This window comes from Streptomyces sp. NPDC001832, assembly GCF_040297265.1.
In the GTDB taxonomy this organism is placed as follows: Bacteria; Actinomycetota; Actinomycetes; order Streptomycetales; family Streptomycetaceae; genus Streptomyces.
Genome location: NZ_JBEOYU010000032.1, coordinates 16,658 through 38,274, shown reverse-complemented (window position 1 = coordinate 38,274; position 21,617 = coordinate 16,658). Strand labels below are relative to the sequence as shown.

General features: G+C 70.3%; 14 protein-coding genes. 8 read left to right on the top strand and 6 right to left on the bottom strand.

Annotated features, from left to right (window positions below):
• Positions 1 to 265: 265 nt before the first annotated feature.
• Positions 266 to 3,919, top strand: a complete 3,654-nt coding sequence (locus tag ABT115_RS22585; RefSeq protein ID WP_351792715.1) for an SMC hinge domain-related protein — start codon at positions 266 to 268, stop codon at positions 3,917 to 3,919.
• A 202-nt stretch (positions 3,920 to 4,121) separates the two neighbouring features.
• Positions 4,122 to 5,540: a sugar porter family MFS transporter gene (locus ABT115_RS22580; RefSeq protein ID WP_351792712.1), complete on the top strand. Its 1,419-nt coding sequence runs from the start codon at positions 4,122 to 4,124 to the stop codon at positions 5,538 to 5,540.
• A gap of 67 nt (positions 5,541 to 5,607) precedes the next feature.
• Here ABT115_RS22580 and ABT115_RS22575 read toward each other — a convergent pair whose 3' ends face one another.
• Positions 5,608 to 6,573 (bottom strand): LLM class flavin-dependent oxidoreductase, encoded by a 966-nt coding sequence (locus ABT115_RS22575; protein ID WP_351792709.1) that lies wholly within the window; start codon positions 6,571 to 6,573, stop codon positions 5,608 to 5,610.
• Positions 6,574 to 6,842: 269 nt separating this feature from the next.
• Between ABT115_RS22575 and ftsY the strand changes: the two genes are divergently transcribed.
• Positions 6,843 to 8,063 carry a signal recognition particle-docking protein FtsY gene (gene ftsY, locus ABT115_RS22570; protein ID WP_351792706.1) on the top strand — a complete coding sequence of 407 codons (1,221 nt, stop codon included), beginning with the start codon at positions 6,843 to 6,845 and terminating at the stop codon, positions 8,061 to 8,063.
• Between the two features lie 90 nt (positions 8,064 to 8,153).
• Here the strand turns inward: ftsY and ABT115_RS22565 are convergent, their stop codons facing one another.
• The gene (locus ABT115_RS22565; protein ID WP_351792703.1) at positions 8,154 to 8,813 is read right to left on the bottom strand and encodes a bifunctional DNA primase/polymerase; all 660 of its coding nucleotides are present in this window, start codon (positions 8,811 to 8,813) and stop codon (positions 8,154 to 8,156) included.
• A 423-nt stretch (positions 8,814 to 9,236) separates the two neighbouring features.
• Between ABT115_RS22565 and nsdA the strand changes: the two genes are divergently transcribed.
• The 5 genes from nsdA to ffh all read left to right on the top strand — a co-directional run bounded on the left by nsdA (position 9,237) and on the right by ffh (position 16,965).
• Positions 9,237 to 10,712 (top strand): transcriptional repressor NsdA, encoded by a 1,476-nt coding sequence (nsdA, locus tag ABT115_RS22560; RefSeq protein WP_351792700.1) that lies wholly within the window; start codon positions 9,237 to 9,239, stop codon positions 10,710 to 10,712.
• Between the two features lie 393 nt (positions 10,713 to 11,105).
• Positions 11,106 to 12,461 (top strand): ammonium transporter, encoded by a 1,356-nt coding sequence (locus ABT115_RS22555; protein WP_351792697.1) that lies wholly within the window; start codon positions 11,106 to 11,108, stop codon positions 12,459 to 12,461.
• The gene (locus ABT115_RS22550) at positions 12,458 to 12,796 is read left to right on the top strand and encodes a P-II family nitrogen regulator (protein ID WP_351792694.1); all 339 of its coding nucleotides are present in this window, start codon (positions 12,458 to 12,460) and stop codon (positions 12,794 to 12,796) included. Before ABT115_RS22555 ends, ABT115_RS22550 begins: the two co-directional genes overlap by 4 nt.
• A 29-nt stretch (positions 12,797 to 12,825) precedes the next feature.
• Entirely contained in the window at positions 12,826 to 15,282 is a 2,457-nt protein-coding gene (locus ABT115_RS22545; RefSeq protein ID WP_351792691.1) for a [protein-PII] uridylyltransferase, read from the top strand.
• Between the two features lie 132 nt (positions 15,283 to 15,414).
• On the top strand, positions 15,415 to 16,965 hold the full coding sequence (ffh, locus tag ABT115_RS22540) for a signal recognition particle protein (protein ID WP_351792688.1): 1,551 nt from the start codon (positions 15,415 to 15,417) through the stop codon (positions 16,963 to 16,965).
• Between the two features lie 56 nt (positions 16,966 to 17,021).
• On the opposite strand, the gene ABT115_RS22535 is transcribed toward ffh, so the two are convergent.
• From ABT115_RS22535 to ABT115_RS22520, 4 genes are all read right to left on the bottom strand, one after another.
• Positions 17,022 to 18,263 carry a phosphopentomutase gene (locus ABT115_RS22535; protein ID WP_351792686.1) on the bottom strand — a complete coding sequence of 414 codons (1,242 nt, stop codon included), beginning with the start codon at positions 18,261 to 18,263 and terminating at the stop codon, positions 17,022 to 17,024.
• 79 nt (positions 18,264 to 18,342) lie between these two features.
• Positions 18,343 to 19,506, bottom strand: coding sequence for an alanine racemase (locus ABT115_RS22530; RefSeq protein ID WP_351792683.1), 1,164 nt, complete (start codon positions 19,504 to 19,506; stop codon positions 18,343 to 18,345).
• Positions 19,507 to 19,508: 2 nt separating this feature from the next.
• The gene (locus ABT115_RS22525; RefSeq protein WP_351792680.1) at positions 19,509 to 20,624 is read right to left on the bottom strand and encodes an aminotransferase class V-fold PLP-dependent enzyme; all 1,116 of its coding nucleotides are present in this window, start codon (positions 20,622 to 20,624) and stop codon (positions 19,509 to 19,511) included.
• Between the two features lie 2 nt (positions 20,625 to 20,626).
• Entirely contained in the window at positions 20,627 to 21,583 is a 957-nt protein-coding gene (locus tag ABT115_RS22520) for a phosphotriesterase family protein (RefSeq protein ID WP_351792678.1), read from the bottom strand.
• Positions 21,584 to 21,617 lie beyond the last annotated feature (34 nt).

The following is a 21,617-nucleotide window of genomic DNA, read 5'->3' as shown; positions in this document are numbered from 1 at the left end:
GATCGTCGCCGGATCATTGAAGATCACTGCTCTTGATCTGTCACCACCGTGACATGTCCTTGATCCGTCATGCGCTGCACCAGCAATACCGCGCACGCAACACCGCACAAAGCAAAAGATTCACAAGGGGCGCTCCGGCGTCCCTTCTTTCTTTTCCGCTCGGACCTGTGCGTGACCCGCCCGGACACTCACGCCTTCCCTTACCGTCTGATGTGCCCTGCACCTTCATCAGTGAAACCGAGAGTGAAAGGTAGAGTCCGGCGGCGTGCACCTCAAGGCCCTGACCCTGCGTGGTTTCAAATCGTTCGCCTCCGCCACGACGCTGCGGTTCGAACCCGGTATCACGTGCGTCGTCGGTCCCAATGGGTCGGGCAAGTCCAATGTGGTGGATGCGCTTTCCTGGGTCATGGGGGAGCAGGGTGCCAAATCCCTGCGCGGCGGCAAGATGGAAGACGTGATCTTCGCCGGAACCACCGGGCGGCCGCCGCTCGGACGGGCGGAAGTATCGCTGACCATCGACAATTCCGACGGTGCGCTGCCGATCGAGTACGCCGAGGTGACGATCACTCGGATCATGTTCCGCAATGGCGGCAGCGAATACCAGATCAATGGCGACACCTGTCGGCTCCTGGACATCCAGGAACTCCTCTCGGACTCCGGTATCGGCCGCGAGATGCATGTCGTCGTCGGCCAGGGCCGGCTGGACTCCGTACTCCATGCCGATCCGATGGGGCGGCGCGCATTCATCGAGGAAGCCGCGGGTGTGCTCAAACACCGCAAGCGAAAAGAGAAGGCGCTGCGGAAACTGGACGCGATGGGGGCCAATCTGGCCCGTGTCCAGGACTTGACCGGCGAGCTGCGACGGCAACTGAAGCCTCTGGGCCGGCAGGCGGCCGTGGCGCGCCGGGCCGCCGTCATCCAGGCCGACCTGCGCGATGCCAGGCTGCGGCTGCTCGCCGACGACCTGGTGCGGCTGCACACCGCGCTGCGCAGCGAGATCGCCGACGAAGCGGCGCTCAAGCAGCGCAGGGAGGCCGCTGAGGCGGAGCTCAAGGCGGCCCTGGCACGAGAGGCGGAGCTGGAGGACGAGGTACGGCGGCTGGGCCCGCTGCTTCAGCGGGCCCAGCAGACCTGGTACGGGCTGTCGCAGCTGGCCGAACGGGTGCGCGGCACGATCTCGCTGGCCGATGCCCGGGTGAAGAGCGCCGGTGCGGCGCCCGAGGAGGAGCGGCGCGGCAGGGACCCTGAAAGCATGGAGCGGGAGGCCGCCCGCATTCGTGAGCAGGAGGCGGAGCTGGAGGCCGCACTGGAGGCGGCTGAACACGCGTTGGAGGAATCCGCCGCCCATCGCGCCGATCTGGAACGGGAGTTGGTGGCCGAGGAGCGCAGGATCAAGGACGCCGCCCGGGCCATCGCGGACCGCCGCGAAGGCCTCGCCCGGCTGAACGGACAGGTCAACGCGGCCCGAAGCCGGGCCGGTTCGGCACAGGCCGAGATCGACCGGCTGGCCGCTTCCCGCGACGAGGCGCAGGCGCGGGCGGTCGCCGCCCAGGAGGAGTACGAACAGCTCAAGGCCGAGGTCGAGGGCCTGGACGCGGGCGACGCGGAGCTGGCTGAGCGGCACGATGCCGCCAAGCGGGAACTCGCGCAGGCGGAAGCGGAGCTCTCCGCGGCCCGGGAGGCCACCACCGCCGCCGAACGGAAACGGGCGGCCGTTGCGGCCCGCCATGAAGCACTTGCCCTCGGCCTGCGCCGCAAGGACGGCACCGGTGTGCTGCTCGGCGCGCGAGAGGGCCTGTCGGGCCTGCTCGGCCCGGCCGCGGAACTTCTGACGGTGGCGCCTGGGCACGAGGTGGCGGTGGCGGCGGCACTGGGCACGGCGGCGGACGCGGTCGCGGTGACGGACCCGGCCACGGCAGCGGAAGCGATCCGGTTGCTGCGCAAACAGGACGCTGGGCGGGCGGCGCTGCTGTTGGGCGGGGTGTGGGGTGGGGAGCCTGATCATGGTGGTGCTGGTGATGCCGCTGGTGTCGGTGGTGCCGCTGGTGTCGGTGGTGCCTCTGGTGCTGGTGGGGTCGATGTGGCCGGAGCGCCCGCTGAAGGTCCGCCCGCTGAAGGTCCGCCCGCAGTGGCCGGCCTCGTCCGCGGGCCCGTCGAACTGGTGGGTGCCGTACGGAGGCTGGTGCGGGACATGGTGGTCGTCGGCACCCTGGAGGATGCCGAGGATCTCATCGCCGTACACCCGGAACTGACGGCCGTGACCGCCGAGGGGGACATCCTGTCGGCCCACTTCGCGCACGGCGGTTCCGCCGGGGCGCCGACCCTCCTCGAAGTGCAGGCATCGGTCGACGAGGCTGCCGCCCAGTTGGAGGAACTGGGCGTGCGGTGCGCGGAGTTGACCGAGGCCCAGCGGCTCGCGGGGGAGCGGCGCGGCGCGAGCGCCGTGCTGGTCGAGGAGTTGGGGGAGCGGCGCCGGGCCGCAGAGCGGGAGAAGGCCGGGGTGGCCCAGCAGCTCGGCCGGCTCGCCGGGCAGGCCCGTGGCGCCGCGGGCGAGGCCGAGCGGATGACCGCGTCCGCCGCCCGTGCCCAGGAGGCGCTGGAGCGGGCGACGGAGGAGGCCGAGGAACTGGCCGAGCGGCTGCTCGTCGCCGAGGAGATGCCGGTCGAGGAGGAGCCGGACAACTCCGTGCGCGACCGGCTCGCCGCCGACGGTGCCAACGCCCGCCAGACCGAGATGGAGGCCCGTCTCCAGGTGCGTACCCATGAGGAGAGGGTCAAGGGGCTCGCGGGCCGCGCGGACGCCCTCGACCGGGGCGCCCGCACCGAACGCGAGGCCCGCGCCCGTGCCGAGCAGCGCCGTGCCAGGCTGCGGCACGAGGCGGCGGTGGCATCCGCCGTCGCGTCCGGCGCCCGTCAGCTGCTGGCCCATGTCGAGGTGTCCGTCGTTCGGGCCGAGCAGGAGCGGGGCGCGGCCGAGGCGGTGAAGGCGGAGCGGGAGCGGGAGCTGGCGGCCGGGCGTACCCGGGGCCGCGACCTCAAGAACGAGCTGGACAAGCTCACCGACTCCGTCCACCGTGGCGAGGTGCTCGGTGCCGAGAAGCGGCTGCGGATGGAGCAGCTGGAGGCTAAGGCGCTGGAGGAGCTGGGCGTCGAGCCGGCCGGGCTGGCCGCCGAGTACGGCCCCGACCAGCTCGTACCGCCGTCACCGGCCGCCGAGGGCGAGCAGCTGCCTCAGGACCCGGAGCACCCGCGCAACCAGCCGAAGCCGTTCGTCAGGGCCGAGCAGGAGAAGCGGCTGAAGTCGGCCGAACGGGCGTATCAGCAACTCGGGAAGGTGAATCCGCTCGCCCTGGAGGAGTTCGCGGCGCTGGAGGAGCGGCACAAGTTCCTCTCCGAGCAGCTCGAAGACCTGAAGAAGACGCGGGCAGATCTGATACAGGTGATCAAGGAAGTCGACGAGCGGGTCGAGCAGGTGTTCACCGAGGCGTATCGGGACACGGCCCGTGAGTTCGAGGGTGTCTTCTCGCGGCTCTTCCCGGGTGGCGAGGGGCGGCTCATCCTGACCGACCCGGACAACATGCTCGCGACCGGTGTGGACGTGGAGGCCCGGCCGCCCGGCAAGAAGGTCAAGCGGCTCTCGCTGCTGTCCGGCGGGGAACGCTCGCTCACGGCGGTGGCGCTGCTGGTCTCGATCTTCAAGGCCAGGCCGAGCCCGTTCTATGTGATGGACGAGGTCGAGGCGGCGCTCGACGACACCAATCTGCAGCGGCTGATCCGGATCATGGAGGAACTCCAGGAGAGCTCTCAGCTGATCGTGATCACGCACCAGAAGCGGACGATGGAGGTAGCCGACGCGCTGTACGGAGTCTCGATGCAGGGCGACGGCGTTTCCAAGGTCATCAGCCAGCGGCTGCGCTGATCCCTTTATTCGAATTTCACACTTCGATGCCCATTTTTGGGTATTTCTGGGCAGATGTGCGTCAATGGGGAAATCTTGGCTTCGAAATTTGATCACATAGTTTCTGCCAAGTCGTCATCGCGTTCAAGCGGTGACAGCCGAGAAGCTATGCGCCAAGGGCTCGCCCCACACGTGACGACGCGGCCAGGCATCAGGAGTACATGTGACCAGCACAACGCGGGGACCGGCATCCGGGGCCCGAGAGGCCCATCCGGACCACATCGGCCATGTCATCTTCATCACGGCAGCCGCTGCGATGGGTGGCTTCCTTTTCGGCTATGACAGCTCCGTCATCAACGGCGCCGTCGAGGCGATCCGCAGCCGGTACGACATCGGCTCGGCAACGCTCGCCCAGGTCATCGCCATCGCGCTGATCGGCTGTGCGATCGGCGCGGCCACGGCGGGGCGCATCGCCGACCGAATCGGCCGTATCCGCTGCATGCAGATCGCCTCCCTGCTCTTCACCGTCAGCGCCGTCGGTTCCGCGCTCCCGTTCGCGCTCTGGGACCTGGCGATGTGGCGCATCATCGGTGGCTTCGCCATCGGTATGGCCTCGGTGATCGGCCCGGCGTACATCGCCGAGGTCTCGCCGCCCGCCTACCGCGGCCGGCTCGGCGCCTTCCAGCAGGCGGCGATCGTCATCGGCATCGCCATCTCCCAGCTGGTCAACTACGGCATTCTGCAGCTCGCCGGCGGAGATCAGCGGGGCAAGACCGGCGGGCTCGAGGCCTGGCAGTGGATGCTCGGCGTGATGGTCGTCCCCGCCGTCCTGTACGGGCTCCTGTCGTTCGCGATCCCCGAGTCGCCGCGGTTTCTCATCTCGGTTGGCAAGAAGGACAGGGCCCGGCGGATCCTCGAAGAGGTCGAGGGCAAGGATGTCGACCTCGATGTCCGGGTGGCCGAGATCGAGACCGCCATGCACCGTGAGCACAAGTCCAGGTTCAAGGACCTGCTCGGCGGCCGTTTCGGCTTCCTGCCGATCGTCTGGGTCGGTATCGGCCTGTCGGTCTTCCAGCAACTCGTCGGCATCAACGTGGCGTTCTACTACTCGGCGACGCTGTGGCAGTCCGTCGGCATCGACCCGTCGGACTCGTTCTTCTACTCGTTCACCACGTCGATCATCAACATCGTCGGTACCGTGATCGCGATGGTGCTGGTGGACCGGGTGGGGCGCAAGCCGCTCGCGCTGGTCGGCTCCACCGGCATGGCCGTCGCCCTCGCCTGCGAGGCCTGGGCCTTCTCCGCCCATCTGGTCGACGGCAAGCTGCCCCACACCCAGGGCCTCGTGGCGCTCGCCGCCGCCCATGCGTTCGTACTCTTCTTCGCCCTGTCGTGGGGCGTCGTGGTTTGGGTCTTCCTCGGTGAGATGTTCCCGAACAGGATCCGCGCCGCCGCGCTGGGTGTCGCCGCGTCCGCACAGTGGATGGCCAACTGGGCGATCACCGCGAGCTTCCCGAGTCTGTCCGAGTGGAACCTGTCGGGCACGTACATCATCTACGCATGCTTCGCCACGCTCTCGATCCCCTTCGTGCTCACGTTCGTGAAGGAGACCAAGGGCAAGGCATTGGAGGAGATGGGCTGAGACCGACTGCCCTTACGGAACGCCCCGGCCCGCACCCGCGCGCCGGGGCAGTTCCTTGTGGGCCGGGTCAGTGCGCGACCGCCTCGCAGAACAGCCGCAGACTGCGCCACCCCTCCTCGACCGGCATCCCCCCGCACAGCGGATGCAGCACCAGGCTGTCCGGTCGCCCGGCCAGCCCGGCGCACTCGTCCGGCGTGATGACCCGGTAGACCCCCTCGTCCCGCAGCTCCGCCACTGTCGTCGCCGCCGAGCGCACGGCCGAGCGGATGTCCTTGGACTGCCAGGAGGCGTACGTACGAGCCTCGTGCAGGAAGTGCTTGCCGTACTCCGCCCAGGTCCGGTCCGGGTCCTCGGACACATGCAGCAGCGGTGTATCGGCGGACGGCATCATGCAGAAGCCGTCCGTCCCGAATTCCGCACGCTGCCGGTGGTAGTACGCCTCCAGCTCCGGCAGATGCGCGCTCGGGAAGAACGGCAGCCCGAACCGGGCCGCCCGCCGCGCCGCCGCCCGCGAGCTGCCGCCCACCAGCAGCAGCGGATGCGGCTGGGTGTACGGGCGTGGCGTGATCCGGACCGTACGGCCCCGGTACGGGAACGGCTCCCCGGTCCACGCCTGCAACAACGTTTCCAGAAGCTCGTCCTGGAGCCGGCCGCGCCTGCCCCATTCGACGCCGGCCTGTTCGTACTCCTCGGGCCGGTAGCCGATCCCCGCCACCGTGACCAGCCGGCCCGCGCTCAGCAGGTCCAGGACCGCGATGTCCTCGGCCAGCCGCAGCGGGTCGTGCAGCGGGCCGATGATCGCCGAGACGGTGACCGCGATTCGGCGGGTGGCGCCGAAGACGGAGCCCGCGAAGACGAAGGGGGAGGGCAGCCAGCCGTTGGCGGCGCCGTGGTGCTCCTCGGTCTGCACGGTGTCGGCGCCGTGCTCGTCGGCGTACGCGGCCATCTCCAGCGCGGCTCGGTACCGGGCCGAGAGCGACTCGGGGGTGGCATCGGGATCGACGAGATTGAACCGGACCACTGTGAAGGCCATGACACTCGTCCCCTTCGTCGGGCGGACTCGGCGAGGCGGGACATTAGCTGACGTGGCGTCAGAAGTGTAGGGTTGTGACGCCTCCGGGCCGCCCCCGTCCGGCGGGACGCGGCAGGAAGGCGGAATCTTACGACCTCCCCCACGATAGGAGCCCAGTCGCGGGGAGGTCGTTACCTTTGCCGCCAAAAGGTGCATAACGCCCATTTGGATACGGGAGTGATCCTTTGGGGCGTCCCCCTCGCGCGGACGTGACTGATACTGGGTGGGTTATGGAATTCGTCATCCTTGCTGTAGTCATCGCCCTGGTCGCGGTCGGCGTGATCAGCGGGCTCGTGGTCAGCAGCCGCAAGAAGAAGCAGCTGCCCCCGGCGCCGTCGAGCACGCCGACCATCACTCCTCCCGCCGAACCCCATGTCGGCGAGGAAGCCGAGGTGCCGCGCGAGGAACCGCGCCGCACCATCGAGGAGGTCGGTCCCCCTTCGGTAGAGGCTCCCGCCGAGGAAGCCCCCGAGGCCGTCGAGGCCGTCGAGCCGGAGGCGCCCGCCGCCCCCGCCCTCGAGGTCCCCGAGCCCACCGCGGGCCGTCTGGTGCGGCTGCGTGCCCGGCTGGCCCGCTCGCAGAACTCCCTCGGCAAGGGGCTGCTCACGCTCCTGTCCCGCGACAACCTCGACGAGGACACCTGGGAGGAGATCGAGGACACCCTCCTCACCGCCGATGTCGGCGTCGCGCCCACCCAGGAACTGGTGGAGCGGCTCCGTGAACGCGTCCGCGTTCTCGGCACACGTACCCCCGAAGGACTGCGCTCGCTGCTGCGCGAGGAGCTCCTCACCCTGCTCGGCACCGAATTCGACCGCGTGGTCAAGACGGAGAGCGGTGTCGACACCCCCGGCGTCGTGATGGTCGTCGGCGTCAACGGAACCGGCAAGACCACCACCACGGGCAAGCTGGCCCGGGTGCTCGTCGCCGACGGCCGCAGCGTCGTGCTCGGTGCGGCCGACACCTTCCGGGCCGCCGCCGCCGACCAGCTGCAGACCTGGGGGGAGCGCGTCGGCGCCCGCACCGTGCGCGGACCCGAGGGCGGCGACCCGGCGTCGATCGCCTTCGACGCGGTGAAGGAGGGGATCGCCGAGGGCGCCGATGTCGTCCTCATCGACACCGCGGGACGGCTGCACACCAAGACCGGGCTCATGGATGAGCTCGGCAAGGTCAAGCGCGTCGTCGAGAAGCACGGACCGCTCGACGAGATCCTCCTCGTCCTCGACGCCACGACCGGACAGAATGGTCTGGTGCAGGCCCGGGTGTTCGCCGAGGTCGTCGACATCACCGGCATCGTGCTCACCAAGCTGGATGGCACCGCCAAGGGCGGCATCGTCGTCGCCGTCCAGCGCGAACTGGGCGTGCCGGTGAAGCTGGTCGGTCTCGGCGAGGGAGCGGACGATCTGGCTCCGTTCGAGCCGGAGGCGTTCGTGGACGCCCTGATCGGAGACTGAGCCCCGCGCACGCAGCCCCGCGCGCATGCAACAGAGCCCGACCGCATGATGCAACTGCGGTCGGGCTCTTTGCGCGAAAGCGACAGCCCTTCAGCCGGAGAGGGGCGCGCGATGGCAGCTGTAAGCCAGTGTGCCCAGCAGCAGCCGCGCCTGTGGCGGCCTGGCCGCCGTGTCCAGCACCGGCGGGCGCAGCCACCGGACCGGGCCCAGGCCGCCCTCGTCCGACGGTGGGGCGGTGACGTGGCAGCCGGGCCCCAGCGCCCGCAGATCCAGACCCGCGTCGTCCCAGCCCATCCGGTACAGCAGCTGCGGGAGCTGGGCGGCGGCTCCCGGGGCGACGAAGAACTGCGCCCGCCCCGCCGGTGTCACCGCGACCGGTCCGAGCGGCAGTCCCATCCGCTCCATGCGGACCAGGGCCCGGCGCCCGGCCGCTTCGGCGACGTCGAGGATGTCGAAGGTACGGCCCACCGGAAGCAGTATCGAGGCGCCCGGCACCTGGGCCCAGGCGTCCGCCGCCGCGTCGAGCGTGGCGCCCGCGGGGACCTCGGGGGCGGAGTCCAGCGGATGGGCACCGGGGGAGGGGCACGTTGCCTTGCCGCACGAGCAGCGGCCGGCCGCTGCTCGCGCTCCCGGCGCGACAGCCCAGCCCCACAGCCCCGTGTACTCGGCCACTGCCGTGCACTCGGCCGCACGGCCGCGGCGCCATGAGCCGGTGCGCAACTCGCGGATGCCGCCGATCGTGAAGCCCATGCCCCCTCCAACGTGTCCGACTCACTGATGGTTACGACGTGGAGTGCAATCGTGACGCTCCGTCGCCGTTGTCGATTTGCGACGCGCCGGTGCGCTCGGGGTCGTACGACCTGGTCCTCGTGGCCCGTTGCGCATCAGTGCGTCCACTGTTGATCGTCGTGTGTCAAGTGAATCGCGCTTCACGGCGGTGGCGTTCATTCGAAGGGGTGGCGAATGGTGGCGTTTCTGTAATCGCCCTCGCGGAGGCGGTGATCGTAGGATTACCGTCGGTACACGAACCATGGAAGTATGTGCGCCCATGGGTATGCCAGAGGCAATCCGATTTCCTGTTCGATCGTGCGTGACTTCCGTATGGGCAGCATCGGATCAGGGCATTTGGACAGTGCTTCGCGCGGCAGTATTGAGCTGAATGGGGGCGTTCCAGTGAGTGGCAGCGGCGCAGGCGATACGAATGCCGGTAAGCGCCCCAACGGGCAATTGGGCTCGTGGTTCGTGCGCAGCGGCTGGTCGAAGGGCGAGCTGGCGCGGCAGGTGAACCGCCGGGCGCGCCAGATGGGCGCCCACCACATCAGCACCGACACCTCCCGGGTGCGGCGCTGGCTCGACGGCGAACAGCCGCGCGAGCCGATCCCGCGCATCCTTTCCGAGCTCTTCTCGGAGCGCTTCGGCTCCGTCGTCGCCATCGAGGACCTCGGACTGCGCTCCGAGCACCGGACACTGTCCGTGTCCGGCGTCGACCTGCCCTGGGCGGGCCCGCAGACCGTTGCCCTGCTCAGCGAGTTTTCCCGTAGTGATCTCATGCTCGCCCGCCGCGGATTCCTCGGCTCCTCGCTCGCGCTCGCCGCAGGGCCCGCCCTGATCGAACCCATGCAGCGCTGGCTGGTGCCCGTCGCTGTCACCGGACCTGCGCAGCCGGAGCCGGCCGCCGCGGCCCGTCGTCCCTCCCGGCTCTCCAGCCCCGAGCTCGACCTGCTGGAGTCCACCACCGTGATGTTCCGCCAGTGGGACGCGCAGTGCGGCGGCGGACTGCGCCGCAAGGCCGTCGTCGGGCAACTCCACGAGGTCACCGACCTGCTGCAGGAACCGCAGCCGGCGGCCACCGCCAAGAGGCTCTTCCGCTGCGCGGCCGAACTGGCGGAGCTGGCGGGCTGGATGAGCTACGACGTCGGCCTCCAGCCCACTGCCCAGAAGTACTTCGTCCTCGCCCTCCACGCCTCGAAAGAGGCCGGTGACAAACCGCTCGGTTCGTATGTTCTGTCCAGCATGAGCCGCCAGATGATCCACCTCGGACGGCCCGACGACGCCCTCGAGCTGATCCATCTCGCGCAGTACGGCAGCCGGGACTGCGCCACTGCGCGCACCCAGGCCATGCTGTATGCGATGGAGGCCCGCGCGTACGCCAACATGGGCCAGCCCAGTAAGTGCAAACGAGCTGTCCGGATGGCCGAGGACACCTTCCTCGACGCCGGGATCGACGGCGAGCCCGAGCCCGACTGGATCCGCTTCTTCTCGGAGGCCGAGCTCAACGGCGAGAACTCCCACTCGTACCGCGACCTCGCCTATGTCTCGGGCCGTAGCCCCACGTACGCCACGCTTGCCGAACCCCTCATGAAGAAGGCCGTCCGGCTCTTCGGCGAGGACGACGAGCACCGGCGGTCGTACGCGCTCAACCTGATCGGCCTCGCCACCGTCCACCTCCTCCAGCGCGAGCCCGAGCAGTCGACGGTGCCGGCCGAGAAGGCACTGCGCGTCGCCAAGAAGATCCGCTCCGAGCGTGTCAACACCCGGCTCCGCACGACCGTAGACACCGCTGTCAGGGACTTCGGAGACATTCCCGAAGTGGCCCGGCTCAGCGATCTCCTCACCGAGCAACTATCCGAAACCACAGAAGCGGCCTGAGAGGCCACCCGACAGCCTCTGAGAAGCCGCACCCCAGGCCCCGGCCACGGCGACCACCCCGCACAGACCGACTTCGGCTCCCCCAAATTGCCAGGTCGGCGGGTGGTCGGCGTGGCCGGTTCGCGTTGCCGTTCCCATACGGGAGAGTCGTAACCGCACCGTATGCGGATCCCGCCGCAGAGTAGGCCCGGCTCCGGAAACGCCAAGGCCGGTTCATCGGGACGTAACACACGGACGTCTTCGTCACCATCGCGAAACACCGTGCGGCATCGGCGGAAACCGCGGTGGGCGAATCTCGGAGCGTAACCGGCCCGCAACTTTTCCCCAGTGGTCCCGCACGTGGTCCCGCTCCTGCCACCTGCACGCGGCCGCACCGACGACGAGGAGACACCGATGCCCCCAGGCATCATGACGGCAGCCGCAGACGTCCCGGCACTGTCTGCCGCCAACACCGGGTTCATGCTCATCTGCTCCGCCCTGGTGATGCTCATGACCCCGGGCCTGGCCTTCTTCTACGGAGGCATGGTCCGCGTCAAGAGCACCCTCAACATGCTGATGATGAGCTTCATCAGCCTCGGGATCGTCACGGTCCTGTGGGTGCTCTACGGATTCAGCCTCGCCTTCGGCACCGACATCGGCTCCGTCATCGGCTGGAGCCCGGACTACGTCGGCCTCAGCGGGATCGGCATCACCCAGCTCTGGGACGGCCACACGATCCCCGTCTACGTCTTCGCCGTCTTCCAGCTGATGTTCGCCGTCATCACCCCCGCGCTGATCAGCGGCGCCCTCGCCGATCGGGTCAAGTTCACCTCCTGGGCCCTGTTCATCGTCCTCTGGGTCACCCTCGTCTACTTCCCCGTCGCCCACTGGGTCTGGGGCGCGGGCGGCTGGCTCTTCGAGCTCGGCGTCATCGACTTCGCCGGTGGCACGGCCGTCCACATCAACGCAGGTGCCGCGGCGCTCGGCGTGATCCTCGTCATCGGCAGGCGCGCCGGCTTCAAGAAGGACCCGATGCGGCCGCACAGCCTGCCGCTCGTCATGCTCGGCGCCGGTCTCCTGTGGTTCGGCTGGTTCGGCTTCAACGCCGGCTCGTGGCTCGGCAACGACGACGGCGTCGGTGCGGTGATGTTCATCAACACGCAGGTCGCCGCCGCTGCCGCGATGCTCGCCTGGCTGGGCTACGAGAAGCTCCGCCACGGCTCCTTCACCACCCTCGGTGCGGCCTCCGGCGCTGTCTCCGGTCTCGTCGCCATCACACCGTCCGGCGGTGCTGTCAGCCCGCTCGGCGCCATCGCGGTCGGCGCCGTCGCCGGTGTCCTGTGCGCCATGGCTGTCGGCCTGAAGTACAAGTTCGGCTACGACGACTCCCTGGACGTCGTCGGCGTCCACCTCGTCGGCGGTGTCGTCGGTTCCCTCCTCATCGGCTTCTTCGCCACCGGCGGCGTCCAGTCCGACGCCAAGGGCCTCTTCTACGGCGGCGGCCTCGACCAGCTCGGCAAGCAGGCCGTCGGTGTCTTCGCTGTCCTTGCGTACTCTCTGGTCGTCTCCGCGATCCTCGCCTTCCTCCTGGACCGGACGATCGGGATGCGGGTCGGCGAGGACGACGAGATCTCCGGCATCGACCAGGTCGAACACGCCGAGACCGCGTACGACTTCAGCGGAGCGGGTGGCGGCACGGCCCCGCGCACGGCCTCCGCGACGGCACCGGGCACGACGGAAGCACCGCAGACGAAGAAGGTGGACGCATGAAGCTCATCACCGCAGTCGTGAAGCCACACCGGCTCGACGAGATCAAGGAGGCCCTCCAGGCCTTCGGCATCCAGGGCCTCACGGTCACGGAAGCCAGCGGATACGGGCGCCAGCGCGGCCACACAGAGGTCTACCGGGGCGCCGAGTACACCGTCGACCTCGTCCCCAAGATCCGCATCGAGGTCCTCGTCGATGACGAAAGCTCCGAACAGCTCATCGACGTCGTCGTGAAGGCCGCCCGAACCGGCAAGATCGGTGACGGCAAGGTCTGGAGCGTGCCGGTCGACACCGCGATCCGGGTACGAACGGGCGAACGCGGCCCGGACGCACTCTGACCGACGGTTCCGAAACGAAAGGCAGCCGGGTGACGAGCACCGAAGTGACCACCGAACCCGAAGACTTGGAACCCAGCGGCTACGCGGCGGCCCGGCTGCGCCTCCTCCAGGAGAAGGCGCAGTCCGGGCCGCCGCGCCGTGCGGCCCTCGCCTCGCTCACGGACGACTGGCTCACCGCGCTGTTCACCGCCGCGGCCGAACAGACCGGTGTCCACGGCGCCGCCCTCGTCGCCGTCGGCGGCTACGGCCGCGGCGAACTCTGCCCGCGCAGCGACCTCGACCTTCTGCTCCTGCACGAGGGCAACACCGACACCGGAGCCGTCGCCTCCCTCGCCGACCGCATCTGGTACCCCGTCTGGGACCTCGGCCTCGCCCTCGACCATTCCGTACGCACCCCCGCCGAAGCCCGCAGGACGGCCGGCGAGGACCTCAAGGTCCAACTCGGACTGCTCGACGCCCGACCCGTCGCCGGAGATCGCGGCCTCGTCGCCGCGATGCGCACCGCGGTCCTCGCCGACTGGCGCAACCAGGCTCCCAAACGCCTCCGCGCCCTCGACGAGCTCTGCCGCGAACGTGCCGAACGCCAGGGCGAGCTCCAGTTTCTCCTCGAACCCGATCTCAAGGAGGCCCGCGGCGGACTGCGCGACGCCACCGCCCTGCGCGCCGTCGCCGCTTCCTGGGTCGCCGACGCCCCCCGCGAAGGCCTCGCCGAGGCCCGCCGCATCCTCCTCGACGCCCGCGACGCCCTCCACCTCACCACCGGCCGCGCCACCGACCGCCTCGCCCTCCAGGAACAGGACCAGGTCGCCACCGCCCTCGGCCTCCTCGACGCGGACGCCCTGCTCCGCCAGGTGTACGAGGCCGCCCGCACCATCTCGTACGCAACCGACGTCACCTGGCGCGAGGTCGACCGCGTCCTGCGCGCCCGCTCGGCGCGCCCCCGGCTCCGCGCGATTCTCGGTGGCGGCAAGACCGCCGCCTTTGCACGCAGCCCGCTCGCCGAGGGCGTCGTCGAGGCCGACGGCGAAGTCGTCCTCGCCCGCTCCGCCCGCCCCGAACGCGACCCCGTGCTCGTACTGCGCGCCGCCGCAGCGGCCGCCCAGTCCGGACTCCCGCTCTCCCGCCACGTCGTACGCCACCTCGCCACCGCGCGCCCGCTGCCGGTGCCATGGCCTGCCGACGCCCGTGAGGAACTCGTCACCCTCCTCGGCGCGGGCGGGGCCACCGTCCCAGTCTGGGAAGCACTCGAAGCCGAAGGACTGATCACCCGCCTGCTCCCCGACTGGGAACGCGTCCGCTGCCGCCCCCAGCGCAACCCCGTCCACACCTGGACCGTCGACCGCCACCTCGTCGAAGCGGCCGTCCGCGCCTCCTCCCTCACCCGCCGCGTCGGCCGCCCCGACCTCCTCCTCGTCGCCGCACTCCTGCACGACATCGGCAAGGGCTGGCCCGGCGACCATTCCGTCGCCGGGGAAGTCATCGCCCGCGACATGGCCGCCAGAGTCGGCTTCGACCAGCACGACGTGGGCGTCATCGCCACCCTCGTACGCCACCATCTGCTGCTCACCGAGACGGCCACCCGCCGCGACCTCGACGACCCGGCGACCGTGCGCTTTGTCGCCACCGCCGTCGGCACCACTTCCACTCTCGAGCTCCTGCATGCCCTCACCGAGGCCGACGCACTCGCCACCGGGCCCGCCGCCTGGTCCACCTGGCGCGCCTCCCTCGTCGCCGACCTCGTCGAACGCGTCGCCGCCGTGCTCGCCGGCCAGGCCCCGGAGGAACCGGAACCCGCCGCACCCAGTGCCGAAACAGAACGCCTCGCCATCGAGGCCCTGCGCACCGGCGAACCCGTCCTCGCCCTGCACGCCCAGGCCGAGACCCCGAACGAGGACGGCGAACCGGAACCCGTCGGTGTCGAACTCCTCATCGCTCTGCCCGACCGTCCCGGAGTGCTGCCCGCAGCGGCGGGCGTTCTCGCCCTGCACCGCCTGACCGTGCGAGCAGCCGATCTGCGGGCCGTGGAACTCCCCGCCGAGCTCGGCGAGGGCCATTCTGCCGAGTTGCTGCTGCTCAGCTGGCGGGTCGCGGCCGAGTACGGCTCCCTGCCGCAGGCCACCCGCCTCCGCGCCGACCTCGTACGCGCCCTGGACGGCTCCCTGGACATCCGCGCCCGCCTCGCCGAACGCGAGGCCGCCTACCCGAGGCGGCGCGGGGTGAAGGCGCCACCGCCGAGGGTGACGGTCGCGGCGGCCGGCTCACAGCTGGCGACGGTGATCGAGGTACGGGCCCAGGACGCCCCGGGTCTGCTGCACCGGATCGGCCGGGCGCTGGAGCAGTGCGAGGTACGGGTGCGCAGCGCGCATGTTTCGACGCTGGGGGCGAACGCGGTGGACGCCTTCTACGTCACGGCTACGGACGGTGAGCCGCTGGCCGAGGTACGGGCGGCGGAGGTGGCCCGGGAGGTCGAGAAGGCGCTGGGCTGAGCATTGCTCTGTCGTCCACAGGCGTTCGTCCGCCCATGAGAACCGGGCGAGGGCTTTGTGGTGCCCGGGGTCCGGATACCCTTGGGGACGACCGACTTGCCCCGCCCCCGACCCTGAGGACCGACGAGCGCCGTGTTCGATACTCTCTCCGACCGCCTTAGCGCGACTTTCAAGAACCTCCGGGGCAAGGGCCGCTTGTCCGAGGCGGACATCGACGCCACGGCCCGCGAGATCCGTATCGCGCTGCTCGAAGCGGATGTCGCGCTGCCCGTCGTCCGCGCCTTCATCGCCAACGTCAAGGAGCGGGCGCGCGGCGCCGAGGTCTCCCAGGCGCTGAATCCCGCCCAGCAGGTCGTCAAGATCGTCAACGAGGAGCTCGTAGGCATCCTCGGCGGTGAGACCCGGCGGCTGCGGTTCGCCAAGAACCCGCCCACCGTGATCATGCTCGCCGGTCTCCAAGGTGCCGGTAAGACCACCCTCGCCGGAAAGCTCGGCCTCTGGCTCAAGGGACAGGGCCACTCCCCGCTGCTCGTCGCCTGTGACCTCCAGCGCCCCAACGCCGTCAACCAGCTCAGCGTCGTCGCCGACCGCGCCGGTGTCGCGGTGTACGCGCCTCAGCCGGGCAACGGCGTCGGCGACCCGGTCCAGGTCGCCAAGGACTCGATCGAGTTCGCCAAGGCCAAGGTCCACGACATCGTCATCGTCGACACCGCCGGCCGCCTCGGTATCGACCAGGAGCTGATGCAGCAGGCCGCGGACATCCGCGACGCCATCGGCCCCGACGAGATCCTCTTCGTCGTCGACGCGATGATCGGTCAGGACGCGGTCAACACCGCCGAGGCCTTCCGCGACGGCGTCGGCTTCGACGGCGTGGTGCTCTCCAAGCTCGACGGTGACGCCCGCGGTGGTGCGGCCCTGTCGATCGCCCACGTCACGGGCAAGCAGATCATGTTCGCGTCGAACGGTGAGAAGCTCGAGGACTTCGACGCCTTCCACCCCGACCGCATGGCGTCCCGCATTCTCGACATGGGTGACCTGCTCACCCTGATCGAGCAGGCGGAGAAGACCTTCAGCCAGGAAGAGGCCGCCAAAATGGCCTCCAAGCTGGCGTCCAGCAAGGGCAAGGACTTCACGCTCGACGACTTCCTGGCCCAGATGGAGCAGGTCAGGAAGATGGGCTCCATCTCCAAGCTGCTCGGGATGCTGCCCGGCATGGGGCAGATCAAGGACCAGATCAACAACATCGACGAGCGCGACGTGGACCGTACCGCCGCGATCATCAAGTCGATGACCCCGAAGGAACGCGCCGAGCCGACGATCATCAACGGTTCGCGACGGGCCCGTATCGCCAAGGGTTCCGGTGTCGAGGTCAGTGCCGTGAAGAACCTGGTGGAGCGGTTCTTCGAAGCGCGCAAGATGATGTCGAAGATGGCGCAGGGCGGCGGCATGCCGGGGATGCCCGGGATGCCGGGCATGGGCGGCGGCCCCGGTCGGCAGAAGAAGCAGGCCAAGCAGGCCAAGGGCAAGCGCAAGAGCGGCAATCCGATGAAGCGCAAGGCCGAGGAGCAGGCCGCGGCGGCCCGTCGTGAGCAGGCGGCGGCGCAGGGCGGCGCGTTCGGTCTGCCGACGCAGCAGGACAAGAACTTCGAGCTGCCGGACGAGTTCAGGAAGTTCATGGGCTGATCGCCCGGCGACATGCGCGAGGGGCGCCCACGATCGTGGGCGCCCCTCGCGCATGCTTATGCGGCGTGCCGTCCTGGCCGCAGTGTCGTGCCGTTGGCCAGTCCCGCCGGGTCCAGGGACAGCGATACCGCCGCGGTGGCGCCCACATCCGCGAGGCTGTCCGCGTCCGGCAGCAGTTCCACGCCGTCCGTGCCGGGCCGGTGGATCAGCACCGGCACGTACTCACGGGTGTGGTAAGCGTGCCCGATCGTGGGGTCGTTCCCGTGGTCGCCGGTGACGATCAGCCGGTCGCCGGGGCCGTCGAGCAGCGCCACGAGCCCGGCGAGCCCGGCGTCCACCTGTTCCAGGAGGTGTCCGTAGCGCTTGGTGTCCTGCTGGTGCCCCGCCAGGTCGGTCTCCTGGACGTTGGCGACGACGAGCGCGTCGCCCGGGGCGCGTACCGCTTCGAGCGTGTACGAGAGCACCTCGGCGGTCTGCACGGCAGGGTGCCGGCGCGCCGCATCGCAGGCCAGGATGTCGGCGGCCTTCCCCACCAGGGTGACCGGGATGCCGGCGCGGGCGGCCAGGCCGGGGAGCTGGCGGGTGTGGTCGAGTTCGGCGCCCAGGTGCTGGACTTCGAGGCCGCCGTTGCGGTAGAAGCCGGTGGCAGGGGTGTCGAGGCCGACGGTTCCCGCATCGCCGGGTCGCACGAACTGCCTCAGCGGGCCGTCCGCGTGCCCGCCGACCGCGATGACCCGGGCGACGGGCGCGACTGCGCGGACGGTACGGGCGATGGCGAGGATCCCGCCGGGGCCGTCGAAGGACAGGTCCTCCAGGCGGCCGGAGGTGTTCCAGTTGATCCCGGGATCGGCCTCCAGGTTGTCGTGGACGAGGACCTGGCCGTCGACCACGAGGAGCGGCTTGCCGTCCAGCGGTTCGACTCGGTGGCCGGCTGCTTCGAGGGCGGTGGCCACCTTGTCCAGATGGTCGGCGAGCCGGGCCACGGTGACCCGGCTGAAGTCGGCGCCCATCATCGTCTGATGGCCCGCGAAGGTGTCGGCGCCGGGATAGCCGAGCGCGGCGCGGCCCGCGGCGACCGGCAGATGCGTGCGGCGGGCGAGGTCCTGGTGCGGGTGGACCAGGCCGAGACCCAGCGCGCCGAGTACCGGCAGGCGCAGCGGCCGGCCGAGGGCCGCGCGGCAGTGGTCGAGGACGTGTCCGCAGGTGTCGGCGGTGAGATCGCCGGGGCGCAGGGTGCCCGCGTCGGGCATCGCGCCGATGCCGAATCCGTCGATGACGACGATGACGGTCTTGGCCATGGGTGCCTCCTGTTCAGGGGTCGGCCTTACGACCTCGCCCACGATTGGCAGCGGCGTCTGCCAATCGTGGGCGAGGTCGTTACAGGGCCCGGCCCTGGGCGTCGTACAGACCGTTCAGCCGGGGAGTGCCCGAGGCGAGCCCGGAGACGACGGCGACGGTCGAGCGGGTAACGAAGATCTGGGTACGGAAGGCGAGCAGCGCGGTGTCGCCGAGCCGGATGTCCTGGCCGTCGGCGGGAGCGTCGAGCAGCCGGTAGTAGTCGATGTTCTCGGCGGGCGCGGCCTGCACGCCGAGGCGTGCGCCGGTGCGCGGCAGCAGGGCGCTACGGATGTGGGACCGGGCGTAGAAGCCGCCGCCGCGGATCGCCGGGCGGCCGTCGTCGAGGGTGTGGGCGATCTCGCTGACGTACACGTACCCGGGCTTCTCGGGCTGCTGTGGGTCGAGGGCGTGCAGTGGGGTGGTGCCGGTGAGGGCGTGGCCGGGTTCGCCGTGGGTGGCGCCGAGTTCGGCGAGCAGTGGGAGGGAGGCCATCGAGGTGGCGCTGGGGGCGCTCAGCATGAGGTGCTCGTGTCCCCGGGCGGCCAGGACTTCGCGGGCCTTGACGGCGAGCGCGAAGTTGGGGGTGGCGTGGGGGATGCCGGTCGCCGGGTCGCACAGGACGCAAGGGAAGGCGGTGACACCCGCGATCCGGATTCCGGCCAGTCGCTCGGCCGCTTCGGCGAACGCGTCGAGGCGGCCGAGCGGGACGCCGCCTTCCTGGCCGGGGTAGACGGTGCCCTCGGCGCCTTCGAGACGTACGAGAACGTCCTGGACGAAGCCGAGCCGCTGGGCGGTCTCGGACACGGCCCGGGCATTGGCGAGGTCGAACACGGTGACGGTCTCGGGGCGCCAGGCCAGCATCTCGGGCAGTGCGAGGCGGGGGATCTGGACCAGGTGGCCGAGATTGCCGGCCTGTGCACCCGCGGCGTGCAGGGTGCGGGCCTCGGGCGGATCGATCGCGGCGAACCTGGGGATGTGCCGGGCGACGGCCCTGATCAGCTCGGGGTTGCGGCCCAGCTGTTTGACGACGAACCAGAGATCGATGCCGACCCGTTCGGCCTCGGCCGCCAGCAGCGCGGCGTTGGCCTCGATGGTGTCGAGGTCCATCACGTAGGTGTCGGGCGGGATCTCGCCGCGCCGGTGAAGGGTGGCCGCGGCGTCGACGAGCTCGGGGTTTCTGGTGAGCACGGTGTCGAGAAACACGGTCAGTCGCCCTTCGGGTCGTTCAGCGCGTCGAGCGAGCGGCGCAGGATGTCGATGACGAGATCCGCGCCCGCCCGCATCGGGTTGATGCGTACGGTCCAGTCGGCCAGCTCGGGGGAGTCGTCCAGGGCGGAGCTGGACATGCGGTAGAAGAGCGGCGCGATCTCGTAGCGCGAGTTGGAGCCGACGGGGTAGGGGGCGGCTCCGAAGCGGGCGGCGACGGCGGGCAGCTCCTTCGCGACCGGCCGGTCGAGGCGGACGAGCAGGCAGCGGTCCTGGGCGTTGGCGATCCGTACCTCGGCGACGCCGTCCACCTCGCCCGCGGCCAGCCGCTTGGCGACCTCGGCGCCGACCCGGGACTGCACCGACCACATGACGGGCACGTGGGTGAGGGCGCGCAGGGCGTCGAGCGCCTGATGGCCCTGGACCTGACCGCCGCCGGAGTAGTTGTCGCGGCGGATGTTCCCGACCAGATCGCGGGCGCCGACCACGATGCCGACGCCTTCGGGGCCGTGCAGTTTGAACAGGGAGAAGCAGGACGCGTCGGCGCCGAGTTCCACTCCTGCGGCGGGGGTGCGCATGACGGCGTAGTTGTCGTCGACGACGGTGCGGACTCCGGCGGTCCGGCAGGCGGCGAGGACCTCTGCGGGGTCGTACGAGTCGGCGAGCCGCTGCCGGGTGTGCTGGACGTAGGCCCACCGGAACCGGCCGGACTCCAGGGCCTCGCGCAGCGCACGCGCGTCGTTGAAGTCGACCTCGACGGTCCGTACACCGATGCCGCGCAGGGTGACCTCGGTGGTGCGGTAGACGGGGGCCCGGTGGATGAGCAGCGGGTCGCCCGCCTGTACGGCGGCGCCCAGGGCGGCGCGGATCGCGCCGGTGCCCGCCCCCTGGACGAAGGCGGCGTCCTCGGCACCGAAGAAGTCCGCGAGTACGGCTTCGACACGGGCGGTGGTGCGGGGGCGGCCGAGACCAGGGACGACTCCGGCGTCCGCGTCGAAGAGCCGGTGGCCCTCGAAGTGCGCGGCGGTGGCCTCCAGGAGCCGGAACTGTCTGGCGATCGCCTCGTCCAGCTCGACCGTCGCGAGCGGGTAGGTCTGCGGAAGTACAGGGTTCATGGTCAGAACTCCTCCACTCGTGCGCCGGTCAGGAAGCGCAGCGGATTACGGCGGGTCATCAGGTCGATCAGGTCGTCGTCGACACCGGCCGCACGGGCTTTGGGCAGGAAGCTGCGGAAGAGATGCCCGTATCCCTGGCCGCCCTCGTCCCTGAGGTAGCCGTGGCGGGAGATGTCGCAGCTGAGCAGGACCCGGTCGGCGTGCCCGGCCTCCACGAGGGCGAGCAGCAGCCGCAGCCGGGTGTCGTCGCTCTGGTAGGAGTCCTTGCCGACGGTGTCGAACGCCACGTACGCCCCGCTCGCCGCCAGCTCCTTGTGGACGGCGGGGTCGTCGAGCAGATCCTGGTGGCCGATGCTGATGCGGTGGGCCGGCAGGCCCTCGCCGGTCAGCAGCTCCAGCTGGGCGATTCCGCCGCGGCCGAGCTGGGCGTGGGTGGCGACGGAGAGGCCGGTGGCGAGGGCGGCCCGCGCACCGGCGCGCAGCACCTTGGTCTCGGGCGCGGTCGGGGTGTCGCCGTGGCTGCCGATCTCGCCGAGTACACCGGGGCGGATGCCGGTGGCGCCGATTCCGCCGTCGATCTCCCGGACGAGTGTGCCGGTGAGTTCTTCGATACTGCTGTGGCCGATCTCGGGGGTGTGGAACGGCTCGTAGTACCAGCCGGTCGCGGCGACGACGGCGATCTGTGCGTCCCGTGCGATGCGGGCCAAAGTGCGGACGTCGCGGCCCATGCCCCGGCAGGTCAGTTCGACGACGAGACAGAGGCCGAATTCCTCGCGCAGGGCGGTGAGCTCGGCGGCGACCGCCGCGGTGTGGCGGACCGGGTCGAGGACGGCCGCGCCGTCGCCCCTGTGGTCCAGGTCGAGGACGAGGTGCTCATGGGCGAGGGCGGGGCCGGCCACGGAATCGGCTGCGAGATCGCCGGTGACGGTGCGCAGGACGCGCGGTGCGGGGTGGTTCATCGTGGGGGGTTCCTTCTTCGTGTACGTACCCGGC